Genomic DNA, 21,570 nt, shown 5'->3' with positions numbered 1-21,570 from the left:
TGCCCCCGCATCGCCTGAGCGCTGCCCGGCTACGTGATCACCCACAGGAAGGGTGGCCAGTCGCGGGCGGCGGCCAGCAGCGCGGTCCGGCCACGCCACCGGGTGAGCGTCATCGCGGTGGTCTTCATCGGGGTGACCCGGCGGCTCATGTCGATGCCCCTGCCGATCTTCGCGCCGGTGACCGCGTCCCAGACCTGGATCCTCGGGTACGTGCTGGTGGCGGTCGCCATGATCGGCCGGCCGTCGTGGTCGCCGAAGGTGACGGCGCCTACCCCGAGACCACCGCAGTCCACCCGCAGCAGCCGCTCGCCGGTGCCGGCGTCCCAGATCCGAACCTCGCCGCCGAAGTCGCAGCCCGCGGCGAGGACCCGCCGGTCCCCGACCAGGCCACCGGCGAGTACCCCGGGGGAGAACATCTCCGCCGAATGGTCGCCGAAGACACCGGTGTGCCGGGCGCCGGTGGCGGCGTCGTACAGCGTGATCGCGTGGTCCTCCAGGACCGCCAGCATCGGCCGGCCGTCGTGCTCGACCCACACCGGCGCGGCGACCAGCCCGGCGTACTGCGGGGCCAGCGCCACGTCGACAGCGGTCTCGCCGGTGGCCAGGTCCAGGACCCGCAGTCGTGGCTCCTCGCCGTCGGTGGGGTAGAGCAGCGCGGCCCGGCCCCGGTCGTCGGGCACCACCCGGTGCAGGTCGAGGCCGCAGTCCAGACGGGCGACCGGCCGGCCGCCGGCGACGTCCCAGATCATCAGCTGCTCGCCGGGCAGCACCGCGACCGTGCGCCCGTCCAGGCGGGTGAGCCCGGCCGGCGGGCCGACCGCACCGCCGTAGAAGGGCGAGCCGATCGGCTCGCCGGTGGCCGTGTCCCGTACGATAAGGGTGTTGCCGTGGTCCGCGACCGCGACCAGCCCGCCGCCCAGAACCGGATCGTCGACGGTCTCCACCGCCTGCGCGCCCGGCAGCCGCAGCGCGGCACGCGTCTCGTACTCCTCGGTGTACCAGGTCACCAGCGTCGTCAGATCGGCGTCGACGGTGATCGCGCGGACACTGCCGACGTCGGCGGCCGGCCCGGTCAGCGGCGGCAGGGTGACCTCCTCGCCGGCGAACACGTCCCACGCCCACGGCGCCGCGCCGTCGATCCGGGTGCCCGGCACCGCGACGGCCAGCAGCCGCCCGCCGATCTCGGCGATCGTCCACACCGTGCCGTCCGGCACCGAGAACGTGGCGACTGCCTTACCGGTCAGCACGTCGCGCAGCTCACGGGCGCCGTCGTGGGCGCGGGCGGCCAGCAGCCGGCCCTGGAAGGCGACGAACCGGGCGCTTTTGTACCCGCGGCTGGCCAGCTGTGTCCCGTCGGCCACCCGCCACGCCTTGATCCACGCGCTGCCGGCCACCGCGACCACGTCGTCGCCGTCGACCGCGGCCACCGCGACCGACACACCGGTCCGCTCGTGGTGGATCTCGGCGCCGACCGGTGCGCCGGTGGCCGCGTCCCGGACCCGGACCACACCCGTGGCCGACGCGGTGGCCAGCAGCGTCCGGTCGCCGCACCGGCCCAGCGCGATCGCCCGAGGCGGCCGCCGGCCGTGCAGCCCGGCCCGGTCCGGCAGCGGCACCCCGGTCTCCAGATCCAGCGCCCGCAACGGCAACCGGTCGTCGGACCGCCCGCCGAACAGGACCACCGTGCCGTCGGCGACCATCACCGTCTCCGGCTCGAAATCGCCGAGGTGCGCGCCCGGGACGAATTCGCGTCTCTGGTCGTAGTACCGGATCCAGCCGTCAGTCACGAGGGGACAGTCCGTTCAGGGTCAGGGTCACCATGCGGGTGACCTGGTGGTCGGGGGACTGCTGGGCCGCCCAGGCCGCGCCGGAGGTCAGCGCCAGCAGCTCGTCGGTGGTCACGTCGGAGCGGATCTCGCCGGCCTGCCGGGCGCGGTCCAGCAGGCCGGACGCCCCGGCCCGCATCGCCGCGCACGAGGCGTGCAGCTGCGACCGGTCGTCGTGCAGGGCGGCCAGCACCGAGCCGGGCAGCCCCCGATAGGACGTGGAGCCCTCGGCCATGGCGATCAGCCAGGTCCGCAGCGCCACGCCGGGGGAGGGATGGATCAAGAGCTCCTCGGCGTACGCGGTGAGCCGGTCGAAGTTCTGGCCCATCAGGGCTTCCAGCAGCGCCTCCCGGGTGGGGAAGTGCCGGTAGAGCGTCCCGATGCCGACACCCGCACGCCGCGCCACCTCCCGCAGCGAGACGTCGGTCCCGTGCTCGGCGAACGCCTCCCGGGCGGTGTCCAGCAGCGTCTGATGGTTGCGCCGGCCGTCGGCACGGGCTGCTTCGGTCAAGGTGGACACTCCCCGTTGACGGGCGGAGCACTGCTCCGAATACTGGGTGGAGCGGTGCTCCGGTTAATCCGGCGCCCATCATATCCGTACGCCCGGAAAGGATCGTCGATGTCCCCGCACCCCGAGCAATGGCAGGCCCGAGCCGGTCGCTTCGTGGAACCACCGCACCTCGACCACTACGCCGAGAGATACGCCGACTACTTCGCCTTCACCCGCCGCGACGGCATCCTGGAGATGCGGATGCACACCGGCGGCGACGCGGTCCGCTACAGCCTGGGCCTGCACAACGCCTGGGGCCAGGCCTGGCGGGAGATCGGCGCCGACCCGGAGAACGAGGTCCTGATCATCACCGGCACCGGCGACCACTGGATCCACCCCGGCGACCCGGCCGGGCTCGCCGACATGATGCGCCCGCCCCGGCCCGAGCACTTCACCCACGGCGTGATCTACCACGACGCCGCGAAACTGGTGGAGAACTTCGTCTTCGGCATCGACATCCCGACCATCGCCGCGGTCAACGGGCCCAGCCCCGGGCACACCGAGTTCGCGCTGCTCAGCGACATCACCCTGGCCGCCGAGACGGCCACTTTCCTCGACCCGCACCTGCTCGCCGGCACGGCACCGGGTGACGGGCTGCAATTGACCCTGCAGGAGCTGCTCGGTACGAAGAGAGCGGCCTACCACCTCTACACCGGCGAACCGATCGACGCCCGTACCGCCGAGGAGGTGGGCCTGGTCAACGAGGTCCTCACGGCGGACCGGCTGCTGCCCCGCGCCTGGGAGATCGCCACGTCGATCCGCTCCCGGCCCCGGGCGGCCCGGCGGCTGACCCACGCCATCGTGTCCCGGCCCTGGAAACGGCGGCTCGTGCAGGACTTCGGGTACGGGCTCGCGCATGAGATGTTCGGCATCTCCGCGGACCGCGTCTTCGGCTGACCGGAGCCCGTCCCGCAAGATCACCGCATGCTGTCTGTCCTGCGCCGGTGGAGCCTGCTCGCCGGATTCGTGACCGCCGGGTTCACGCTGATCGCGGCGGCCTTCGCGGTCGCCGCGATCGGGCCCGCCCCGCAGCTGCGGTCGGCGGTCGCGCTGATCCCGATGGCGGCCCTGGTCGTGCTGCTGACCTGCGGGCAGATGCTGATCCTGCCGGTGGCCGGGGACATCGCGGCCCGGCTCGCCGGGGAACGGCACCTGGGCGCGCACCTCGGCGCCCTGGCCACCGCCGGCGGGGTCGGTGTGCTGGTGACCCGCCCGGTCGTCGGGCGGCTGCTGGAGCACGAGCCGGTCGCGCCGTGGGCCCTGCTGGCCGGGCTGGCGGCGCTGGCCGCGCTGATGATGTGGGGGATCCAAGCGCCTGCCGGACGTGACCCGGGTCTCATGACCACGCTGTTGAGCGACTGCTCAAAAGAGCTATTCTCGTGTTTGAGCGGTTGCTCAAAAGTCTTCGAGGAGGCGGTTATGGCCGAGGTGAGTGCCCTGATCGGCGTGGATCGGGCGATGCGGATCGTGCGGATGACCGGCACCGCCCTGGTCACCGGCGTCGCCGGTGGGACCGTGACCGCCGCTCTGACCCTGCTGATGGCCCGCGACGTGGCACCCGTCGCGCTCATCCTCGGCATCGTGGTGCCCGGCCTGCTCGCGGCCCTGATCGCCGGGCGGATCGTGCTGCCCGGCGAAGCCCTCGCCGACCGGTGGATCGTCGCGGCGGGCGGTGCCGGCGCCCTGCTGATCGCGGTGTCGCAGGCCGCCGCCACGGACACGGCGGTCACCTTGAGCGACCTGGCCTCGGGCGTGGCGATCGCCGTCGTCTACGGCAGCGTGTACGGGCTGATCGCGGCCGTCCCGGCGATCGCGGTGCTGGTCCCGGTCGTGCTGCTGCTGTGGGCCCGGGTCACCTGGCGGGTGCTGCAGAGCGTGGTGGTCGTCGCCGTGATGGCCTGGACCGCTGCTTTCACCCTGCTGCTCGGCACCGAGACGAACATCCCGGCCACCCTGCTGGCCTGCACCGCCGCCGTCCTGGCCGGGATCGGCGCGGTCCACGCCACCCGGCCGGCCTCCTGACCCCGGCCCAACCTCGGGCCCCGGGTGCGGGCGGCGGCGGTGGCCCGGTGGAGGCGGCCGGACCGGAGACTGCACCGGAGGTTCTGATCGATACCGTCCTGCCGGCCGCCACCGGTGCCCCCGCCGCCGCGGTCGACGACGTCGGCATTCGGTCCCGGGTCGCGGTGTGGGGGCCGGCCGTGGAGGTGGCCCCGGCGGCCACCGGCACCTTCGACGACGTCACGATCCGCCACGTCGTCTACGCCTCCGGCGGAGGAACCCGGCCGCGGGTACGGGTCTCCAACCTGCACGGGACCACGCCGCTGGCGGTCGGTCACGTGGATCTCGCCGAGCAGAGCCTCGGCGGTGTCGCCGTGCCGGGCAGCCACCACCGGCTGACCTTCGGCGGGCTCGGGTCGGTGACGGTCCCGGCCGGGACGGAGTTGTTCAGCGACCCGGCCGACATGACGATCACCGCCGGGTCGAACCTGCTGATCAGCATCTACCTGCCGGAGGACACCGGCCCGGCGACCGCGCACCGGGCCGGGCTGACCAGAACCTACGTGTCGACGGCGGGTGACCACGCGGCCGACGACGGCAGCGAGAACTACCCACACCTCAAGTACCAGGCGTCCTGGTACTTCCTGAGCGGCCTGGACCTGCTCAGCCCGGTGGCGACGGGAACGGTCGTGGCGTTCGGTGACTCGATCACCGACGGGTACGGCTCGACGGCGCTCACCAACCGGCGGTACCCGGACTATCTGGCCCGCCGGATCGCCGCCGCCCGGGGCGGGGCGAACCGCACCGTGGTGAACGCGGGAATGGCGAACAACCGGGTGCTGCGGGACGTGGGTGACGGGGCCGCGGGTGGCCGCAGCGCGCTGAGCCGGTTCGGGCACGACGCGCTCGGCTTCGAGAACGTGCGGGCCGTGATCCTGCTCGAAGGTGTCAACGACATCATGGACGACGTCACCGCGGCCCAGCTGCAGGAGGGCTACCGGCAGCTGGTGGCGACGGCACACGAGCGCGGGGTGCCGGTGTACGGCGCGACGATCCTGCCGTTCGGTGGGTCCAAGGCGTACAACGCCCGGCGGGAAGCGGTCCGGCAGCAGGTCAACACCGGGATCCGGGCCGGAAACGTGTTCGACGGATACTTCGACTTCGACGCGAAGGTCTGCGATCCGGCCGACCGCACCCGTTTGCGGGCCGACTACGCCCTCGACGACAAGCTGCATCTCACCGACGCTGGTATGAGCGCCCTGGCCGATGCGGTCGACCTTCGTGTGATCGGGGCGGGCGTGGTGTGGCAGTTGCCGGCCGCGCCCTGCTGGGCCGCTTAGTACCAGACCTTGAAGGCGACCACCTGGGGCGCCGGGTCGATGTAGTCGACCTGGTAGAGCACCCGGAACCGGGCGCCCGCCGGGATGCCGGTGGCCAGCACGGTCCGGGTGCCGGCGCAGGCTTCGACCGGGTCGGAGTAGAGGCTGCCGACCGCCACCAGGAACGTCTGGCAGGTGTCGGACGGGTCGGCGGTGTCGCGTACGTCGGAGATGGAGATCGTGGTGCACCGGCTGTTGGTGTCGGTGACGGGAGTGGTGGAGATCCGGCCCGCGGCGTAGAAGTCGGGGGTCGGAGCGGCCGCGACGCAGCGCTGCGGTGCGGCGGAGGCGGAGGTGGGAACGAGGGTCACCAGGGCCGCCACCGTGGCGGCGGTCATGATGCCGGTCAATGTCTTCATGTCGTCACCGTCGGCCGCCGCCACGGATGATCACTGTGCGTACCGGAAATCTGGCACGTAGTAGTGAGATAACGTGGGCGGCGATGACTCGTGACCTCCTCGCCGCCCGGGACCTCGCCGCCGAACTCGCGGTCCGCGCCGGCCAACTGCAGATCGACCGCCGCGACACCCTGCGGATGGGCGCGCCCAAGGCGCACGCCAACGACGTCGTCTCGGACGTCGACATCGCCAGCGAGCGCCTCATCGTCGACGGCATCCACGCGGCCTGGCCCGCCGACGCCATGCAGGCCGAGGAAGGACACGGCCGCGACGGTACGAGTGGGTGGTCCTGGATCATCGACCCGCTCGACGGCACCCGCAACTACATCAGCCGCACCGGGCCCTGGTCGGTGTGCATCGCGCTGTACGAGGGCGACCGGCCCCGGATGGCCGTCGTGCACGACCCGGCCGCGGGGGAGACCTTCACCGCCGTCGACGGCGGCGGCGCCTTCCTCAACCACCAGCCGATCTCGGTGTCCGCCGGCCCGCCGCTGGCCGAGGCCCTGATCGGCATCAGTTTCCAGCCCAACGTGAAGACCAAGACCCGGGTCGGCGCCCTGCTGCACGATCTGCTTCCGCTGTGCGGCGACATCCGCCGGATCCCGGCCGCGCTGAACCTGGTCTACCAGGCCGCCGGGCGTCTGGACGGCGGCCTGGCCCTGGACACGAACCTGTGGGACATCGCCGCCGGCGCCCTGATCGCCCGGGAGGCGGGTGTCACGCTCGGCGGCCGGTCCGGCGACCACACCACCGAACTGACCATCGGCGCAGCCCCGGCCCTGTGGCCGGAGCTGGCCGAGAAAGCGCGCGCGGCAGCGTAGAAACTAGGCCTTCTTGCCGCGCAGCGGGACCTGCCGGACGAACAGGGCCACCACGATGCCGGCCGCGGCGACCACGCTGCCCCACAGGAACAGGTGGGTGATGCCGCCGGTGACCGCCTGCTGGAAGGCGTGCCGGACCGCTTCCGGCAGGGCCTTGAGCGCCGCCGGCGTCATCGACGCGATCTCGCCCGCCCCGGTTCCGGTGCCGGCGGCCGCCGACTCGGTCAGCGACGCCGTCAGGTGGTGGGTGTAGACCGCGCCGAGGATCGACACGCCCAGTGAGCTGCCCATGTTGCGCAGGAACGTGGACGCGCCGGTGCCGGCGCCGATGTCCCGCAGATCCAGGCTGTTCTGTGCGATCAGGGTGCTGGTCTGCATCAGGCAGCCCATCCCGGCGCCGAGGACGACCATGTAGAACGCGGTCGTCGTCGGCGACGTGCCGGTGTCGACCGTGGTGAACAGGAACATGCCCACCGCGACCAGGGCCGAGCCGACGATCGGGAAGATCCGGTACCGGCCGGTCCGGCCGATGATCTGCCCGGCCGCGATGCTGACCACCATGACCGCGGCCATCAGCGGCATCAGCAGCAGGCCGCTGCTGGTGGCCGAGGCGCCCTGCACGAACTGCTGGTACTGCGGCAGGTAGCCGATGGCGCCGAACAGGGCGAAACCGGAGACGAAGGCGATGCCGCCGGCCAGGACGAAGTTGCGGTTGGCGAAGATGTGCAGCGGCATGATCGGCTCGCTCTGCCAGCGCTCGACCATGATGAACGCGACCAGCCCGGCGACGGTCAGTGCGGCCAGCCCGAGGATCTGCGGGGAGGCCCAGTCGTACTGGGTGCCGCCCCAGGTGGCGATCAGCACCAGCGCGGTGATCCAGACGGTGAGCAGCGCGGTGCCGAACCAGTCGATGCGGGCCTTGCCGGTGCCGCGCGGCAGCCGGGCCAGGGTGATCCAGGAGACGACCAGGGTGACCAGGCCGAGCGGCAGGTTCACGTAGAACGCCCAGCGCCAGTCCAGGTGGTCGGTGATGAAACCGCCGATCAGCGGGCCACCGATCATCGCGACCGGCATCACGGCCATCATGACGCCCTGGTACTTGCTGCGGTCGGTGGGCGGGATCATCTCGCCGATGATCGACAGGACGCCGACCATCAGGCCACCGGCGCCCAGGCCCTGGACCGCGCGGAAGCCGATCAGCTCGGGCATGTTCTGCGCCATGCCGCACAGCACCGACCCGAGCAGGAACAGCGCCACCGCGGAGACTAACGTGATCCGGCGGCCGAACAGGTCGCCGAGCTTGCCCCAGATCGGGGTGGCGACCGTGGTGGCCAGGATGTAACCGGTGGTCACCCAGGACAGGTGCTCCAGGCCGCCGAGGTCGCCGACGATCGTGGGCAGCGCCGGCGCGACGATCATGTTGTCGAGCTGGGCGAGCAGCATGGCGATCACCAGGCCGCTCATCGTCACCAGGATCTCGCGGTGACTGAATCCCAGCCCGGCCGGCTCCCGTGCCGTGACGTCCGGTGCGGCGGTCGTCGTCATGCGGTCCCCCTGTCGTAACCTGCCGACGAGACCGCCGGACGGTCTTACCTATCGGGGCGGCGCACAGAGTATTGAGTTGGTGACTGGTTGTGATTGGGTTATGACCGAGCTCGTGGTGGACCTGCGTGACCTGGACCGGACCCACAGCGCCGTCGCGGGTGGCAAGGGCGCGAACCTGGGGGAACTCACGCGCATCGACGGGGTGCGGGTTCCGGCCGGATTCGTGGTGACCACCGCGGCCACCGAGATGTCCGCGGACCTCAGGGCGGAGATCACCGCCCGGGTCGGCGACGGCGCCTACGCCGTGCGCTCCAGCGCCACCGCCGAGGATCTGCCCACCGCCTCGTTCGCCGGCCAGCAGGACTCCTATCTGAACGTCACCGGCGCGGCCGCGGTGATCGAGCACGTCCAGCAGTGCTGGGCATCGCTGAACACCGCGCGGGCGGTGGCCTACCGGGAGCATCGCGGCATCGCGCACGACGCGGTGCGGATGGCGGTGGTCGTCCAGGAAATGGTCGATCCCGAGGTCAGTGGGGTGCTTTTCACCGCTGATCCGGTGAGCGGGAATCGCACCGTCGCGGTCGGGGAGGCCGTTTCCGGGCTCGGCGAGGCGCTGGTCTCCGGGCGGGCCGCCGCGGACCGGTTCCGTGTCGGGGCGGAGAACGGTTCGCTGCTGACCACGGCGCAGGTCGATGAACTCGGGGCGCTCGGCCGGCGGATCGAAGCGCATTTCGGCAGCCCGCAGGACATCGAATGGTGCCTGGCCGGCGGACGGTTCTGGATCGTGCAGAGCCGCCCGATCACCACGCTGTTCCCGATTCCGGTGGCCGACGACGGCGCGAAGCATCTGTACGTCTCGGTCGGGCACCAGCAGATGATGACCGACGCGATGAAACCACTCGGGTATTCGATGTGGCAGCTCACCGCGATGGCGCCGATGCACGAGGCGGGCGGGCGGCTGTTCGTCGACGTCGCCGCCCGGCTGGCCGATCCGGTGATCCGGCCCGCCCTGCTCGACATGATGGGCAAAGGCGATCCGGTGATCCGCGACGCCCTGGAAACCGTTCTGGAACGCGACGGGCCCCTCGAATCCGGGCCGGTGCCGCCGCTCTCGGTGCCCTCTCCCGATCCGGCGATCGTCCCGGAACTGATCGCGAGCAGCGAGGAATCGATCCGGGCGTTGCGGCACGAGATCGCGGACAAGACCGGGACCGCCCTGTTCGACTTCCTGCTCGACGACGCCTTCCCCGAGCACAAGCGCTCGCTCGGCGACCCCCGGAGCATGCAGGCGATCATGGCCGGGATGGGCGCCACCTGGTGGCTCAACGACCGGCTGGCCCAATGGCTGGGGGAGAAGAACGCCGCCGACACCCTCACTCTCTCCGCCCCCGGCAACATCACCTCGGAAATGGGCCTGGACCTGCTGGATCTCGCCGACGTCGTGCGCCGGCACCCGGACACGGTCACCGTTCTGGAGACCGCCGGCGACGATTTCCTGGACCATCTGCCGGCCGAGGTCCGCGACGCTTTCCAGGGCTATCTGGACCGTTACGGCATGCGCTGCGTGGCCGAGATCGACATCACCCGCCCCCGGTGGATCGAACACCCCCGCACCTTGCTGCCGCTGATCCTGGACAACGTCCGCCATTTCCCGCCCGGCGAGGCGCGCCGCCGATTCGAGCGCGGCGCACGGCAGGCGGCGGCCAAGACCCGGGAATTGCTGGTACGCCTACGAGCCCTGCCCGACGGCGAGGCCAAAGCCGCCGAGACGGAGCAGATGATCGACCGTCTGCGGGCATTCATCGGCTACCGGGAGTACCCGAAATACGCGATCGTGGCCCGCTATCTCGTCTACAAGAAAGCCCTGCTCGCCGAGGCGCAGCGGCTGCCGCTCGCCGATCACGAGGACGCCTTCCATCTGACGTTCCAGGAATTGCACGCCGCCGTACGCACCGGAAAGGTCGACGAGGAGCTGATCCGCCGCCGTAAGGACGAGTTCCGGTGGTTCCAGACCCTGGCGACGCCCCGGGTGCTGACCTCCGACGGCGAGATCGTGCACGGCTCGTACCGCCGCGACGACGCACCACCCGGCGCCCTGATCGGCCTGCCGGTGTCCGCCGGAACCGTGGAGGGCCGGGCCCGCGTGGTCCGGGACATGGCCGGCGCCGACTTCGCCCCCGGCGACATCCTGGTCACCCCGTTCACCGACCCCAGCTGGACCCCGGCGCTGGTCGTGGTGACGGGCCTGGTCACCGAGGTCGGCGGTCAGATGACCCACGGCGCGGTGATCGCCCGCGAGTACGGCCTGCCCGCCGTCGTCGGCGTGCAGTCGGCCACCACGCTGATCCCGGACGGCGCCCGGATCCGGGTGCACGGCACCGACGGCTGGGTGGAGATCGTTCAGGGGACGTAACGCTCGGCCATCGCGGTGACGACACCGTCCTTGACCGTGATGTCGTACCAGGAGTAGCTCTCCAGGCGCTTGATCGCCGCCTCGGGGGTGATCTTGCAGGTGCCGACGGTCACCGGGTTGCCGGCGCACTTCTGCGGATCCTCGAAGACGCTGAACATCTTCAGGTCGGGGGACAGCGGCAGGGTCACCGTCATGTTGCTGTCCTCGGTCAGCCAGGCCCGCTCGCACGGCGCCTCCTCGGACGGCTGCAGCCCGAACGCCTCGCAGTACTCCGGCCCGGTCATGAACAGCACCGGCTCCACCACCACCGACCGGGGCTTGGTGTAGATCGCGTGCACCTCGACCGTCGACGTGGAACTGCCCTTGCGGACGTCGGTGAACGTCAGCGACGTGGCCGGCGCGACCGGCTGGACCGTGCCGTCGTCGACCGGGCGGATCTCGGCGTCCGCGAAGACCACACTGACCAGCGCCTCCTGATTCTTCGAGGCGTCGATCGGGCCGACCCCGAACAGGACCGTGCCGGCCAGCAGACCCGGATCGTTGAGGGTCGCGTACAGGATCACCTCGTCGTCCACGGCGACCGAGGCATCCGTGCCGCTCAGCGTCAGGACCACCTTCCGGCGCTGGCCGGGAGCGAACAGATCGGACTCCTGTGAACCCAGGGTCTCGCTGCGCAGCGCGCCCTCGTGCCGGATCCGGATCAACTGCGGGCACAGATCCAGCCAGTACGACTTGTCAGCGGTGGCCCGGAACTGCACCTCGGCACAGGACAGCTCGGTGTCGGTGGCGGCGGTGAACGAGATCTGCTGGTCACCGGCGAACGTCTCGCCGGGGCCCTTGCACATCATCGAGTACGACTCGGTGGAGACGTGCATCCCGTTCTTGAACGTGCACCGCCCGGTGGAGACCTCGCCCGTATCGGTGTTCCACTGGCCACGCCGGTCCAGGGCGTCCACCACCCACGGGCCACGGACCGCGCCGGGCACCGGCATGCTGGCCTGCACGGCCGGGAACGCGTCGTAGCCGACCGGCTCGTCGTCCCCACGGCTGAACAGGCCGACGGCTGTCGCCAGCAACGTGGCGGCGACGGTGGCGGCCACGACCGTCCGCAATCGGCGGCTCTTGCGGGGTTGTGCCGGTGGAACCGGAAGGCCGAGACGGGGGCCGCCGCCGGAGACGTGGTGACCGGACAGCTGGGCGGCCTCGGCGGCCTCACGCAGCCGCGGGTCGATCGCGGGCGGCCGGTGGAAACCGTTCGGGTCGGTGTTCTGGGCCAGCAGCAGGTTGAGCAGCTCGTGCGCGGTCGGCCGGTCCTCCGGATCCTTGGCCAGCGCCAGCGCCACCAGATCGGCGAGCGGCCCGGACAGCCCGGTCAGGTCCGGCGGCTGGGTGAGGATGCGGGCGGCCACGGCCACCGGCGAATCGGCGCGGAACGGGGTGCGCCCGGTGCCCGCGTACGCGATGACCGCGCCCCAGGCGAACACGTCGGCGGCCGGGGTGATGTCCCGGTGGATGCCGTCGAACCGCTCCGGCGCCATGTACGCCACCGTTCCCACCATCTGGTCCGGGTGGGTGTGCTGACTGGTCACCTCCATCGCGCGGGCGATCCCGAAATCGATCACCTTGGGCCCGCCGAGGTCGAACAGCACGTTGCGCGGTTTCAGGTCACGGTGGATCACGCCGGCGCCGTGGATGGCGGTCAGTGCGGTGGCCACGCCGACCGCGACGCTCTGCAGGCGGCTGCCGGTGAGCGGGCCCTCCTTGGCCACCACCTCGTCCAGGCTGGGCCCGTCCACGTACTCCACGACCAGGTACGGGGTGTGGTGCTCCGGATCGGCGTCGAGGACCGCGGCGGTGCAGAACGGCGGCACCTGCCGGGCCCGTTTCACCTCGCTGCGGAACCGGCCCCGGAACTCCTCCTCGTGGGCGTACTCCGACTTGATGATCTTGATCGCGACCAGCGCGCCGTCGTCACGCCGGCCCAGGAAGACCGCGCCCATGCCGCCCTCGCCGAGCCGGGCCAACAGTTCGTAGCCACCGATTGACGCCGGGTCACCGGGACGAAGGGGGCTTTTCATCGGGCATACAGTACGCAGTTGAAACGAATTCGGTGGAGGAGGGTCATGGACTTCGAGGCCGCGCTGACGTCACTGTTCACACCGGAGGGACGCACCGATCCGTACCCCGCCTACGACGTGCTCCGCGGGCACGCCCCGCTCTTCACCGCCCTCGACGGGCGCTGGTTCGTCACCACCCACGCCCTGACCAGCCGACTCCTGCGCGATCCCGGGCTGCGGGTCAACGACGCCGCCGTCTACGACCAGTTCTGGCCGGACTGGCGGGAGAACCGCGGCGTCGGCTCGATCGTCGAGTCGATGCTGATGACCAACCCGCCCGACCACACCCGGATCCGCCGGGCCGCCGCCGCCACCTTCACCCCGCGCCGCGTCGCCGGGCTCCGCGACGTGATCAGCGACACGGCCACCGGCCTGATCGAGGCGATGCCCGCCCGGGCCGACTTCGTGACCGCTTTCGCCTACCCGCTGCCGATCGCGGTGATCTGCGCCCTGCTCGGCGTCCCGGACACCGACCGCACCTGGTTCCGGCAGCGCGCCGCCGACCTGACCGTGGTCCTCGAACCGATCAGCAGCGAGGAGGAGATGGCCCGCGCCGACACCGCCGGGCGCGAGCTGGAGGACTACTTCACCGGGCTGATCGCCGACCGCCGCCGCACCCCGCGCGAGGACCTGACCAGCGCGCTCGCCGCCGACACCGGGTTGTCCGGGCGCGAGCTGCTGGCCAACCTGGTGCTGCTCCTGGTCGCCGGATTCGAGACCACCACCAACCTGTTGGGTACGGGGATCAGGATCCTGCTCGACCATCCCGCCCAGGCGTCCCGTCTGCGGGCCGACCCCGCGCTGGCGCCGGCCTTCGTCGAGGAGATCCTGCGCCACGACTCACCGGTCCAGATGGCCGCCCGGACCGCGAGCGAGGTCCTCGACCTGGGCGACGGCCGATATCTACCACCCGGTGCCGAGTTCATGCTGCTGCTCGGCGCCGCCAACCGCGACCCGGACCGTTACCCCGACCCGCACCGTTTCGACCCGGACCGCACCAACATCCAGCCGGTGTCGTTCGGCGGCGGCGCCCACTACTGCCTGGGCGCGCCGCTGGCCCGCCTGGAGGCGCAGATGGCGTTCCCGCTGCTGCTGACGATGCTGCCGGATCTGGCGGTGGCCGCCACTCCGACGTTCCGCGATCGCCTGACGTTGCGCGGCTACGCCGAACTGCCGGTGACCACCCACGGTTGAGATCCGGGCCGCCGGGGAATCCCCTGATCAACCCCGGTATGAAGGAGATCGACATGCGTTCCCTGGTGACCACCCTGGTGGTCTTCGCGGTGATCCTGATGCTACTCGGCCTGTTCCTGAAGGCCGTCAAGTGGCTGCTGATCCTCGGCGCGGTAGCCCTGGTGGCCGCCATCGTCCTGGGAGTGGTGAACGGCCGCCGAGCCCTGAAATAGCCCTGCGCCGCACCGGCCGCGGAGACAGTAGATTGTCGATATGGTGCGGAATGTGGCCGTGGGGCTGCCCGACCCGGGTGCGGCCACCAGCCTGGACGGGCTCGCGGAACAGCTGCGGGCGTTGAAGGTCTGGGCCGGTGACCCGTCGTACCGGACGATCAGGAATCGCGTCAACGACGTGTGGAGCGCGGCGGGCCGGCCGGCTGCCGAGATGGCCGGCAAGACCACGGTGGTCGACTGCTTCCGGCCGGGCCGGCGCCGGTTGAACACCGAGCTGGTGCTCACGGTCGTGCGGGCCCTGCACCCGGACCGGGGTTACCTGGAGCAGTGGCGTCAGGCGTTGCGGATCGTCGACGGGCGGGACCGGGCGGCCGCGCGGGTCCATGTCCAGGACACTCTGCCACCGGACCTGGCCGAGTTCACCGGCCGCACCGCCGAGCTGGGCCGCCTCGGCCGGATCCTCGACGACAGCCGCCGCGACGGCGGCACGGTGGTGATCTCCGCGATCGAGGGGATGGCCGGGGTCGGCAAGACGCGCCTGGCCGTCCACGTCGGGCACACGCTCACCGCGGAGCAGCCGTTCGACCGGGTGCTGTTCGTGAACCTGCGCGGGTTCCACCCGGATCCCACCCAGCCGCCGGCCGATCCGGCCGCCGTCCTCGACGGGTTCCTGGGCCTGCTGGGCGTGCCCGGACCGGAGATCCCGCACGACCTGGCGGCCCGGGTCGCGCTCTACCGGCGCCGGCTCACCGGTCTCCGCGCCCTGGTGGTGCTGGACGACGCCGCCGACGCGGCCCAGGTGCGGCACCTGCTGCCGCACACGCCGGGCTGTCTCGTCCTGGTCACCAGCCGGCGTCATCTGGCCGGCCTGCCGGACACCACCCACCTCACCGTCGACGTCTTCACCGCCGGCGAGGCCCGGCAGTTCCTCACCCGGGCGACACCCCTGATCCCGGTCGGCGACGATCCCGGCGCGGTGGCCCGGATCGCCGGGCGCTGCGGCCACCTGCCGCTCGCGCTCGGGCTGATGGCCGGGCACATGCGGGCCAAACCGGGCTGGACGATGACCGACCACGCCGACTGGCTCGACGACCGCCACCAGGACCGGCGTCTGGACGACGGCATCGCGCTGGCCCTGGACCTGTCCTACCGGCACCTTCCCCTGGAGCGGGCCCGGCTGCTGCGGCTGCTCGCCCTGCACCCCGGCCACGACCTGGACGCCTACGCCGCCGCGGCCCTGACCGGCACCGACCTGGCCACCGCCGGGGACGAGCTGCGGCAGCTCTGCGACGACCATCTGCTGCAGCAGGGCACACCGGGCCGGTTCACCTTCCACGACCTGGTGCGCGCGTACGCCACCGGCCGGGCCCACGACGAGGACCGCCCGGCCGCCCGGCGGGCCGCCCTGACCTGCCTGTTCGACCACTACCTCACCACCGCCGCGACCGCGATCGACGTCCTGCACCCCGCCGAGGCCCACCTGCGGCCCGCGGTCCCGCCGGTGGCCGCGCCCGCGCCCGCGCTGGCCGATCCGGATGCCGCCCGAGGCTGGCTGGACGCCGAACGGCCCACCCTGGTCGCCGTCGCCGCGCACGCCGCCACCCACGGATGGCCGGGTCACGCCACCCGGTTCTCCCGTGTCCTGTACCGCTACCTCGAAGGCGGCTACCACCTCGACGCCGTGGCCGTGCACGGCCACGCCTACCGGGCCGCCCGGGACGCCGGCGACCCGGCTGAGATGGCCAGCGCCGTGAACAACCTGGGGGTCGCGCACCGGAAACAGAGCCGCTACGAGCTGGCCGCCGAGTGCTGCCGGGAGGCGCTGGCCCTGTTCCGGCAGACCGGCGACCTGACGGGTGAGTCACGGGCGCTGAACAACCTCGGCACCATCGCGGTCCAGTCCGGCGATCATCAGGAGGCGGTCGACTACTACGAGCGGGCCCTGACCCTGGACCGTCGTCTCGGCGACCGGGCCAACGAGGCGATCGTGCTGGCCAACCTGGGCAACCACCAGGGGCGGATGGGCCGGTACGAGGTGGCCGCCGAACACCTGGAGCAGGCGCTGACCCAGCTCCCGAAAGGCGGCAGCCCGACCGTCGAGGCGAGCATGCTCAACGGTCTGGCCCACGTCGAGGTGCAGTCGGGGCGGTTCGAGCCGGCCGGTGAGCACCTGCGGCGGGCACGGGAGCTGTGCCGGCAGGTCGGTGACCGCGACGGCGAGGCGTACGTGCTGGACAGTCTCGGGCTGCTGGAGATCCGCCTCGGCCGGCATGCGCGGGCCACCGCGTACCATCAGCAGGCTCTGGTGATCTTCCAGGAGTCCGGCGACCGTGACGGCGAGGCCTGGGCGCTCAACGGTCTCGGCGAGGCCGCCCACGCCGGCGGCCGCCCGTCCGAGGCACTCGACCGGCATGCCGCCGCCCACGAGGTCGCCGTCGTCATCGGCCATCGTGAGCAGCAGGCCCGCGCCTGTGCCGGCACGGGCCGGGCGCACCGGGCCCTCGGTGACCCGGAGCCGGCCCGTGAGCAGTTCCGGCGGGCCCTGGCGCTCTACACCGACCTCGGCCTGTCCGGAGCCGACGAGGTCCGCCTGCTGCTGGCGGCCCTCGACGAGCCTCAGGAGGAGACGAGCCCGCGGGCGGGTGACTGAACCCGGGTGTCCTCGTCGGTGAGGACCCGGCTCAGGCGTTTGGCGAAGACGCGGGCCGACTGCAGAGTCGCGGCCGCGGTGTCGTGGCGGGCTCCCGGGCGGACCTGGCGTGGTGATTCCAGGTGGTCGCGGAGCGCCTGTAGTTCGGCGAGATGGGCTTCGAGGAGGTTCAAGACTTCGCTGTGCATCGGCGGCCACGCTATGTCACGAAAGTGAACAAGCCGCCGCCCGGAAGCCGGACGGCGGCTCGATCAAGTACCCGCACCCGCCGGAAAATGGCGGCTGAACTGCGAAAACTAGGCTCGGTAACTCGCCGTTGAGATGCCTGTCACCTGAACGTGAGGTGTCTAATGGGCGACGGCCACCGCTTTCACCGGCTCGGTCGCGACCAGCCGGTGCGGGCGGACCACCAGGTACAGGACCGCCAGCGCGGACAGCATGCTGCCGAAGACGACCGCGGCCATCGCCGACGCGCCGACCCCGAACAGGCCGACCAGCGGGGCGGCCAGCGCGCCGACACCGTTCTGGACCGCGCCGAGCAGCGCCGCGGCGGTTCCGGCGGCCTCGCCGTGCCGGGACAGCGCCAGGGCGGGGGCGTTCGGCATGACCAGGCCGACCATGGCGAGCACCAGCCAGAGCGGGATCAGCACCCCGGTCAGGCCGCCGATCCCGGTGGCGGTGAGGACCACCAGCACCAGCCCGAAGCCGAGGCCGGCGATCAGCGCACCGGTCATGATCTGCTGGGGCTTCCAGCGGCGCAGCAGCCGCACGTTGAACTGGGTGGCCCCGATCAGGCCGACGGCGCCGCCCGCGAAGATCAGCGCGAACTGCTGCTCGGTCATCCCGTACTCGTCCTGGAAGACGTACGACGAGCCGCTGACGTACGCGAACAGCGCCGCCATCGCCAGGCCGGCGACCAGGATCAGGCCCACGTAGACCCGGTCGGTGAGCAGCCGGCCGTAGTCCCGGGCGGTCCCGATCACACCACCGCTGCGGCGCCGGGCCGGCGGCAGCGTCTCCGGCAGGGTCAGCGCCGACACCCCCATGATGGTGACCGCGACGACGGTCAGCACCACGAACACGCCCCGCCACGACGTCCAGTTCAGCACCAGGCCGCCGATGGTCGGCGCGAGGATCGGGGCGACCCCGACGACCAGCATCAGCCGGGAGAACAGCCGGGCCGCCGAGTTGTCCGAGAACAGGTCCCGCACCATCGCCATGGCCACCACGGAGGCCGCCGCGGCGCCCAGGCCCTGCAGCACCCGCAGCGCGCCGAGGACCGCGACGTTCGGGGCGATCACACAGAACACCGAGGCCAGCACGTGCACCGCGATGCCGGCCAGCAGCGGCCACCGGCGGCCGAACGCGTCGGACAGCGGCCCGACCAGCAGCTGGCCGAACGCCAGGCCGACCAGCGTGCCGGTCAGGGTCAGCTGCACGGCGGCGGCGGTGGTGTGCAGGTCGCCGGTGATCGCCGGCAGGGACGGCAGGTACATGTCGATGGTCAGCGGGCCGAGCGCGGTCAGCAGGCCGAGGACCAGCACGATCCGGAAGCGGCGGCCGAGCGGTAACAGCTCTGCTGGCGAGAGGGACGGGTTTTCGGTACGGGAGTGAGCCACGACTGTCGACAAGTCGCCGCATGCCGGGGTTCTTCCGGTCCCGCGGATTTGGTAACGGTGGTCACTGGCCCCGCGGCCGGTGACCACCGTTGCGCTGTCAGTCGGTGACGGTGCCGTCGAAGACCGGACCGTCGACCGGCTCGCTGAAGTCCGGCGGGAACACCAGGGTCGCGAACCGGACATGTTCGTCACCTTCGGTCACCGGGTCGGTGATCGTCGGGACGGTGAACTCGATGCTCGTCGTGCCCGCCGGGATCTCCAGGAACGGCTGGAGGCTGGTGCCGGACAGCGGCCGGGACGGTTCCGGATCCTGGCTGGAGTTAGCGGTGAACCAATCCGGGTCGACGTCGGTCGTCGACAGTTCCGGCCCGGTCTGCGGCACCCGCGGCAGCAGGATCAGGTAGATCGACGCGCCGGCCGGTTCGGACAGGGTGATCGTCCAGGTCAGCGCCGTGCCCTCGGCCGCGGTCACCGACGGGGTTACGGTGCCGGCCGGCATCGGGTCGTCCTCCCGGATCCGGACGCCGCCGTCGTAGTCGCCGATCACCGCGTTGCTGACCGCCTTCGCGGCCAGGACGCTCCGCCGGTCACCGCCGTAGATGGTGTCCCCGGTCACCGGGACCTCGACCCGCTCGGTGCCCGGCCGGACGGTGGCCGTCCAGGACCGGACCTCGGCGGTCAGCGAATCGCCCAGGAAGAACCTGACCACGGCATTCTTCTTTCCGCGTACGGCTACCGGCACCGTCCAGGTGACGGAACCCGAGTCGCCCTCCACGGCGGTCACCTCGCCGACGTCCACCCGGTCCAGTGCGGCCGGCCGCGGATCGGGCACGCCGGGCCGCCAGCCCCAGGCGTCGATCAGGTACGCGGTACCCGTACCGCCGGAAGTGATGTCCAGGCGGGTGACGGCCCGCACGTCGCGGGGCAACGCCAGCCGGACCTCCTGCGCCCAGCTGCCCTTGGTCGCCTCGGTGTCGGGCAGGCCGGTGAGGGTGGCCGTGCCCAGGTCGAGGCGCCGCCCCCGGTCGTCGGTGACGGCGATCCGGTACGGGGTGGCCGGGGCGTTCGGCGGCACGACCAGGCGCATCGCCAGGGACTGTGCTCCGGCGACCGGCATCGGTGTGGCCGGCCGCAGGGTGGCGGTGCCGGTGGTCAGCGCCACCGCCCAGCGGCCCTCCTCGGGCCACAGCAGCGGGACGAAGTGCGGCGAGTCGAACGTCTCGTCGCAGAGGTTCTCCCGGACGCGGCCGGCGTGCTCGCAGAGCCGGGCGGCGCCGCTGATCCGCAGGCCCGGGTCCGGGACGATCACCGGGGTCCGGTTCGCGCCGATCGCGTGGGTCAGCGCCCGCGCCGGGCCGGCCGACGGCGCCCGGACTCCGGAGCCGTCCAGCAGCGGGCGGGCCCGTTCGTCACCGGCGACGAACAACCGGGCCGCGGTGGCCACGTACGTCGCCCCGGCGGTCTGCTGCTGCTCGGCGGTGAGCCGGATGCTCGACACCCCGGCCGTGCAGACCGGATCGTCGACGACCTGGAAATCGTCGATCGACGGGGCGGCCGCCTGTCCCGGCGTCCACTCGGTGTTGAAGTAGTTGTGGTTCGTGCCGACCAGGTAGACCGAGCTGTGCAGGGCCCGGCCGGAGCTGACCCCGCGGGTGGCGTCCACGTACATCTGGCCCTGCAGGTTCCGCACGTCGCCGTCGCAGCCGGGCAGGATCGTGGCCGACGGCACGTCCGGTTGCGGGTTCTGACCGAAAGCGGTCGGCCCGATCGGCACCAGCCCGCGGATCGTCCAGCGGACCGTGCCCTGGAAGTCGTCGGTCGCGGCGGGCGGCGGGGTGAGGCTGTCGATCGCCGCCCGGTTGATGCCCTCGCCGCCGCGGGAATGGCCCACCAGCAGGACCTTGTCCAGGTCGGCGCGGGGTGCCGAGCGGACGATCGCGGGCGCCGTGGCCCGGCCGGCGCCGGACCAGTCGGCCCAGTGCGCGAGGTGTTCGCGGATCAGCGACGAGCGGGTCTGCGCGCCGCCGTCGGTGTCGATCGTGTCCTGGCCGTTGATGCCGTTGGCCGAGATTGACACGGTGACGTAGCCCTGCGAGGCCAGCAGCCGCTGCGACTGCAGGTAGCCGCGGTGGCTGGGCACCGCCTGCGAACCGGCCGGGCAGGGCCAGCCGAGCAGGATGTCGGTCATCTCCGGGCCGGAGTAGCAGGTCCAGTGCCGGCCGTGCAGGAACAGCGCCAGCGGCCGTTTGCCCGGGGCGTTCGTCGGGGCGACCACGACCGCCTGCATCTCGACCTTCGCCGGATACGTCGACAGGGTGATGCCGGGCAGGGTGTACTCGCCGGTGGTCGTGGCGTACCGGCCGGGCACGCCCGGGTCGGTCGAGTGCGCGGGCCGGACCGGGACGGCGGACGGAGTGCCCGTCACCCGGCGTTGCGGGGCGGGCGCCGACGCGTCGGCCCGCTCGCCGCCGATCCGGACCTGGAGGTCGGCCGGGTCGCCGCTGACGCCGCCCGGCAGGGTGAACGTCCGCAGGTCGGCGGCGCCCCGGGCCCGCCCGAGCAGCCGGTCCCCGGACCAGAACTCGACCGCGGCGTCACCCGGCGGGATCAGCTTGTCGCTGGTCCAGGTCAGAGCCTTCCCGGTCAAGGACCAACCCGGCGGCAGTACGGACGACGCCGGCTCGGGCGGGTCGGCCCGGGCCGGCGCCGGCGTGTTTCCCAGCAGCAGTGTGCTCGCCGCCAGGACGGCGATCATGGCTCTTCGCATGCAACCCGTTCTACCCAGCGCATGCAAATATGTCGATTCAGGCGTTGCAGTCGAGGGTGGACGTCTCGTTGGTCGACG

16 protein-coding genes are annotated in these 21,570 nt (G+C 72.0%); 8 read left to right on the top strand and 8 right to left on the bottom strand.

From position 1 onward, the window contains the following. Positions 1–29 precede the first annotated feature (29 nt). Positions 30–1,787, bottom strand: a complete 1,758-nt coding sequence (locus tag Aco03nite_RS36285; protein ID WP_203804301.1) for a WD40 repeat domain-containing protein — start codon at positions 1,785–1,787, stop codon at positions 30–32. Then, positions 1,780–2,337 (bottom strand): TetR/AcrR family transcriptional regulator, encoded by a 558-nt coding sequence (locus tag Aco03nite_RS36280; protein WP_203804299.1) that lies wholly within the window; start codon positions 2,335–2,337, stop codon positions 1,780–1,782. The genes Aco03nite_RS36285 and Aco03nite_RS36280 overlap by 8 nt, the downstream gene beginning before the upstream one ends. A gap of 108 nt (positions 2,338–2,445) precedes the next feature. Between Aco03nite_RS36280 and Aco03nite_RS36275 the strand changes: the two genes are divergently transcribed. From Aco03nite_RS36275 to Aco03nite_RS36265, 3 genes are read left to right on the top strand one after another with little or no spacing between them, the layout of a single operon-like run. Continuing rightward, positions 2,446–3,273: an enoyl-CoA hydratase/isomerase family protein gene (locus tag Aco03nite_RS36275; protein ID WP_203804296.1), complete on the top strand. Its 828-nt coding sequence runs from the start codon at positions 2,446–2,448 to the stop codon at positions 3,271–3,273. A gap of 27 nt (positions 3,274–3,300) precedes the next feature. Next, a complete protein-coding gene (locus Aco03nite_RS36270) occupies positions 3,301–4,398 on the top strand; it encodes a hypothetical protein (RefSeq protein WP_203804293.1) in 1,098 nt (365 codons plus the stop codon). 47 nt (positions 4,399–4,445) lie between these two features. After that, positions 4,446–5,717 (top strand): GDSL-type esterase/lipase family protein, encoded by a 1,272-nt coding sequence (locus tag Aco03nite_RS36265; RefSeq protein ID WP_203804291.1) that lies wholly within the window; start codon positions 4,446–4,448, stop codon positions 5,715–5,717. Here Aco03nite_RS36265 and Aco03nite_RS36260 read toward each other — a convergent pair. Beyond that, positions 5,714–6,115, bottom strand: coding sequence for a hypothetical protein (locus tag Aco03nite_RS36260; protein WP_203804289.1), 402 nt, complete (start codon positions 6,113–6,115; stop codon positions 5,714–5,716). The two genes, Aco03nite_RS36265 and Aco03nite_RS36260, sit on opposite strands and share 4 nt — an antisense overlap. A gap of 83 nt (positions 6,116–6,198) precedes the next feature. On the opposite strand from Aco03nite_RS36260, the gene Aco03nite_RS36255 reads away from it, so the two are divergent. After that, a complete protein-coding gene (locus Aco03nite_RS36255; protein ID WP_203804287.1) occupies positions 6,199–6,975 on the top strand; it encodes an inositol monophosphatase family protein in 777 nt (258 codons plus the stop codon). A 3-nt stretch (positions 6,976–6,978) separates the two neighbouring features. On the opposite strand, the gene Aco03nite_RS36250 is transcribed toward Aco03nite_RS36255, so the two are convergent. Next, entirely contained in the window at positions 6,979–8,520 is a 1,542-nt protein-coding gene (locus tag Aco03nite_RS36250; protein ID WP_203804285.1) for an MDR family MFS transporter, read from the bottom strand. Between the two features lie 100 nt (positions 8,521–8,620). Here Aco03nite_RS36250 and Aco03nite_RS36245 point away from each other — a divergent pair, with 100 nt between their 5' ends. Next, positions 8,621–10,933, top strand: coding sequence for a phosphoenolpyruvate synthase (locus Aco03nite_RS36245; protein ID WP_203804283.1), 2,313 nt, complete (start codon positions 8,621–8,623; stop codon positions 10,931–10,933). Here the strand turns inward: Aco03nite_RS36245 and Aco03nite_RS36240 are convergent. Next, positions 10,921–13,011, bottom strand: a complete 2,091-nt coding sequence (locus Aco03nite_RS36240; protein WP_203804281.1) for a serine/threonine protein kinase — start codon at positions 13,009–13,011, stop codon at positions 10,921–10,923. The two genes, Aco03nite_RS36245 and Aco03nite_RS36240, sit on opposite strands and share 13 nt — an antisense overlap. A gap of 45 nt (positions 13,012–13,056) precedes the next feature. On the opposite strand from Aco03nite_RS36240, the gene Aco03nite_RS36235 reads away from it, so the two are divergent. The 3 genes from Aco03nite_RS36235 to Aco03nite_RS36225 are packed head-to-tail and all read left to right on the top strand — an operon-like array spanning position 13,057 to position 17,106. After that, positions 13,057–14,244 (top strand): cytochrome P450, encoded by a 1,188-nt coding sequence (locus Aco03nite_RS36235; protein ID WP_203804279.1) that lies wholly within the window; start codon positions 13,057–13,059, stop codon positions 14,242–14,244. 53 nt (positions 14,245–14,297) lie between these two features. Then, positions 14,298–14,456, top strand: coding sequence for a hypothetical protein (locus Aco03nite_RS36230; protein WP_203804276.1), 159 nt, complete (start codon positions 14,298–14,300; stop codon positions 14,454–14,456). 40 nt (positions 14,457–14,496) lie between these two features. Next, a complete protein-coding gene (locus tag Aco03nite_RS36225; protein ID WP_203804259.1) occupies positions 14,497–17,106 on the top strand; it encodes a tetratricopeptide repeat protein in 2,610 nt (869 codons plus the stop codon). On the opposite strand, the gene Aco03nite_RS36220 is transcribed toward Aco03nite_RS36225, so the two are convergent. From Aco03nite_RS36220 to Aco03nite_RS36210, 3 genes are all read right to left on the bottom strand, one after another. Then, positions 17,073–17,294 carry a hypothetical protein gene (locus tag Aco03nite_RS36220; RefSeq protein ID WP_203804256.1) on the bottom strand — a complete coding sequence of 74 codons (222 nt, stop codon included), beginning with the start codon at positions 17,292–17,294 and terminating at the stop codon, positions 17,073–17,075. The genes Aco03nite_RS36225 and Aco03nite_RS36220 overlap by 34 nt on opposite strands. 159 nt (positions 17,295–17,453) lie before the next feature. Next, the gene (locus Aco03nite_RS36215) at positions 17,454–18,725 is read right to left on the bottom strand and encodes a multidrug effflux MFS transporter (protein ID WP_203804253.1); all 1,272 of its coding nucleotides are present in this window, start codon (positions 18,723–18,725) and stop codon (positions 17,454–17,456) included. 97 nt (positions 18,726–18,822) lie between these two features. Further along, complete coding sequence (locus Aco03nite_RS36210) at positions 18,823–21,492, bottom strand: hypothetical protein (RefSeq protein ID WP_203804250.1); 2,670 nt, start codon at positions 21,490–21,492, stop codon at positions 18,823–18,825. Between the last annotated feature and the right edge of the window lie 78 nt (positions 21,493–21,570).

This window comes from Actinoplanes couchii, from assembly GCF_016862075.1.
Classification (GTDB): domain Bacteria; phylum Actinomycetota; class Actinomycetes; order Mycobacteriales; family Micromonosporaceae; genus Actinoplanes; species Actinoplanes couchii.
The sequence above is the reverse complement of the archived record's forward strand: the minus strand, read 5'-3'. Positions and strand labels throughout refer to the sequence as shown.

What these genes read in the sequence shown, in the direction of transcription:
- Aco03nite_RS36240 (WP_203804281.1), bottom strand. Translation starts at nt 13,011, where the DNA reads ATGAAAAGCCCCCTTCGTCCCGGTGACCCGGCGTCAATCGGTGGCTAC.
- Aco03nite_RS36250 (WP_203804285.1), bottom strand. Translation starts at nt 8,520, where the DNA reads ATGACGACGACCGCCGCACCGGACGTCACGGCACGGGAGCCGGCCGGG.
- Aco03nite_RS36270 (WP_203804293.1), top strand. Translation starts at nt 3,301, where the DNA reads ATGCTGTCTGTCCTGCGCCGGTGGAGCCTGCTCGCCGGATTCGTGACC.
- Aco03nite_RS36230 (WP_203804276.1), top strand. Translation starts at nt 14,298, where the DNA reads ATGCGTTCCCTGGTGACCACCCTGGTGGTCTTCGCGGTGATCCTGATG.
- Aco03nite_RS36245 (WP_203804283.1), top strand. Translation starts at nt 8,621, where the DNA reads ATGACCGAGCTCGTGGTGGACCTGCGTGACCTGGACCGGACCCACAGC.
- Aco03nite_RS36275 (WP_203804296.1), top strand. Translation starts at nt 2,446, where the DNA reads ATGTCCCCGCACCCCGAGCAATGGCAGGCCCGAGCCGGTCGCTTCGTG.
- Aco03nite_RS36225 (WP_203804259.1), top strand. Translation starts at nt 14,497, where the DNA reads ATGGTGCGGAATGTGGCCGTGGGGCTGCCCGACCCGGGTGCGGCCACC.
- Aco03nite_RS36260 (WP_203804289.1), bottom strand. Translation starts at nt 6,115, where the DNA reads ATGAAGACATTGACCGGCATCATGACCGCCGCCACGGTGGCGGCCCTG.
- Aco03nite_RS36255 (WP_203804287.1), top strand. Translation starts at nt 6,199, where the DNA reads ATGACTCGTGACCTCCTCGCCGCCCGGGACCTCGCCGCCGAACTCGCG.
- Aco03nite_RS36235 (WP_203804279.1), top strand. Translation starts at nt 13,057, where the DNA reads ATGGACTTCGAGGCCGCGCTGACGTCACTGTTCACACCGGAGGGACGC.
- Aco03nite_RS36220 (WP_203804256.1), bottom strand. Translation starts at nt 17,294, where the DNA reads ATGCACAGCGAAGTCTTGAACCTCCTCGAAGCCCATCTCGCCGAACTA.
- Aco03nite_RS36210 (WP_203804250.1), bottom strand. Translation starts at nt 21,492, where the DNA reads ATGCGAAGAGCCATGATCGCCGTCCTGGCGGCGAGCACACTGCTGCTG.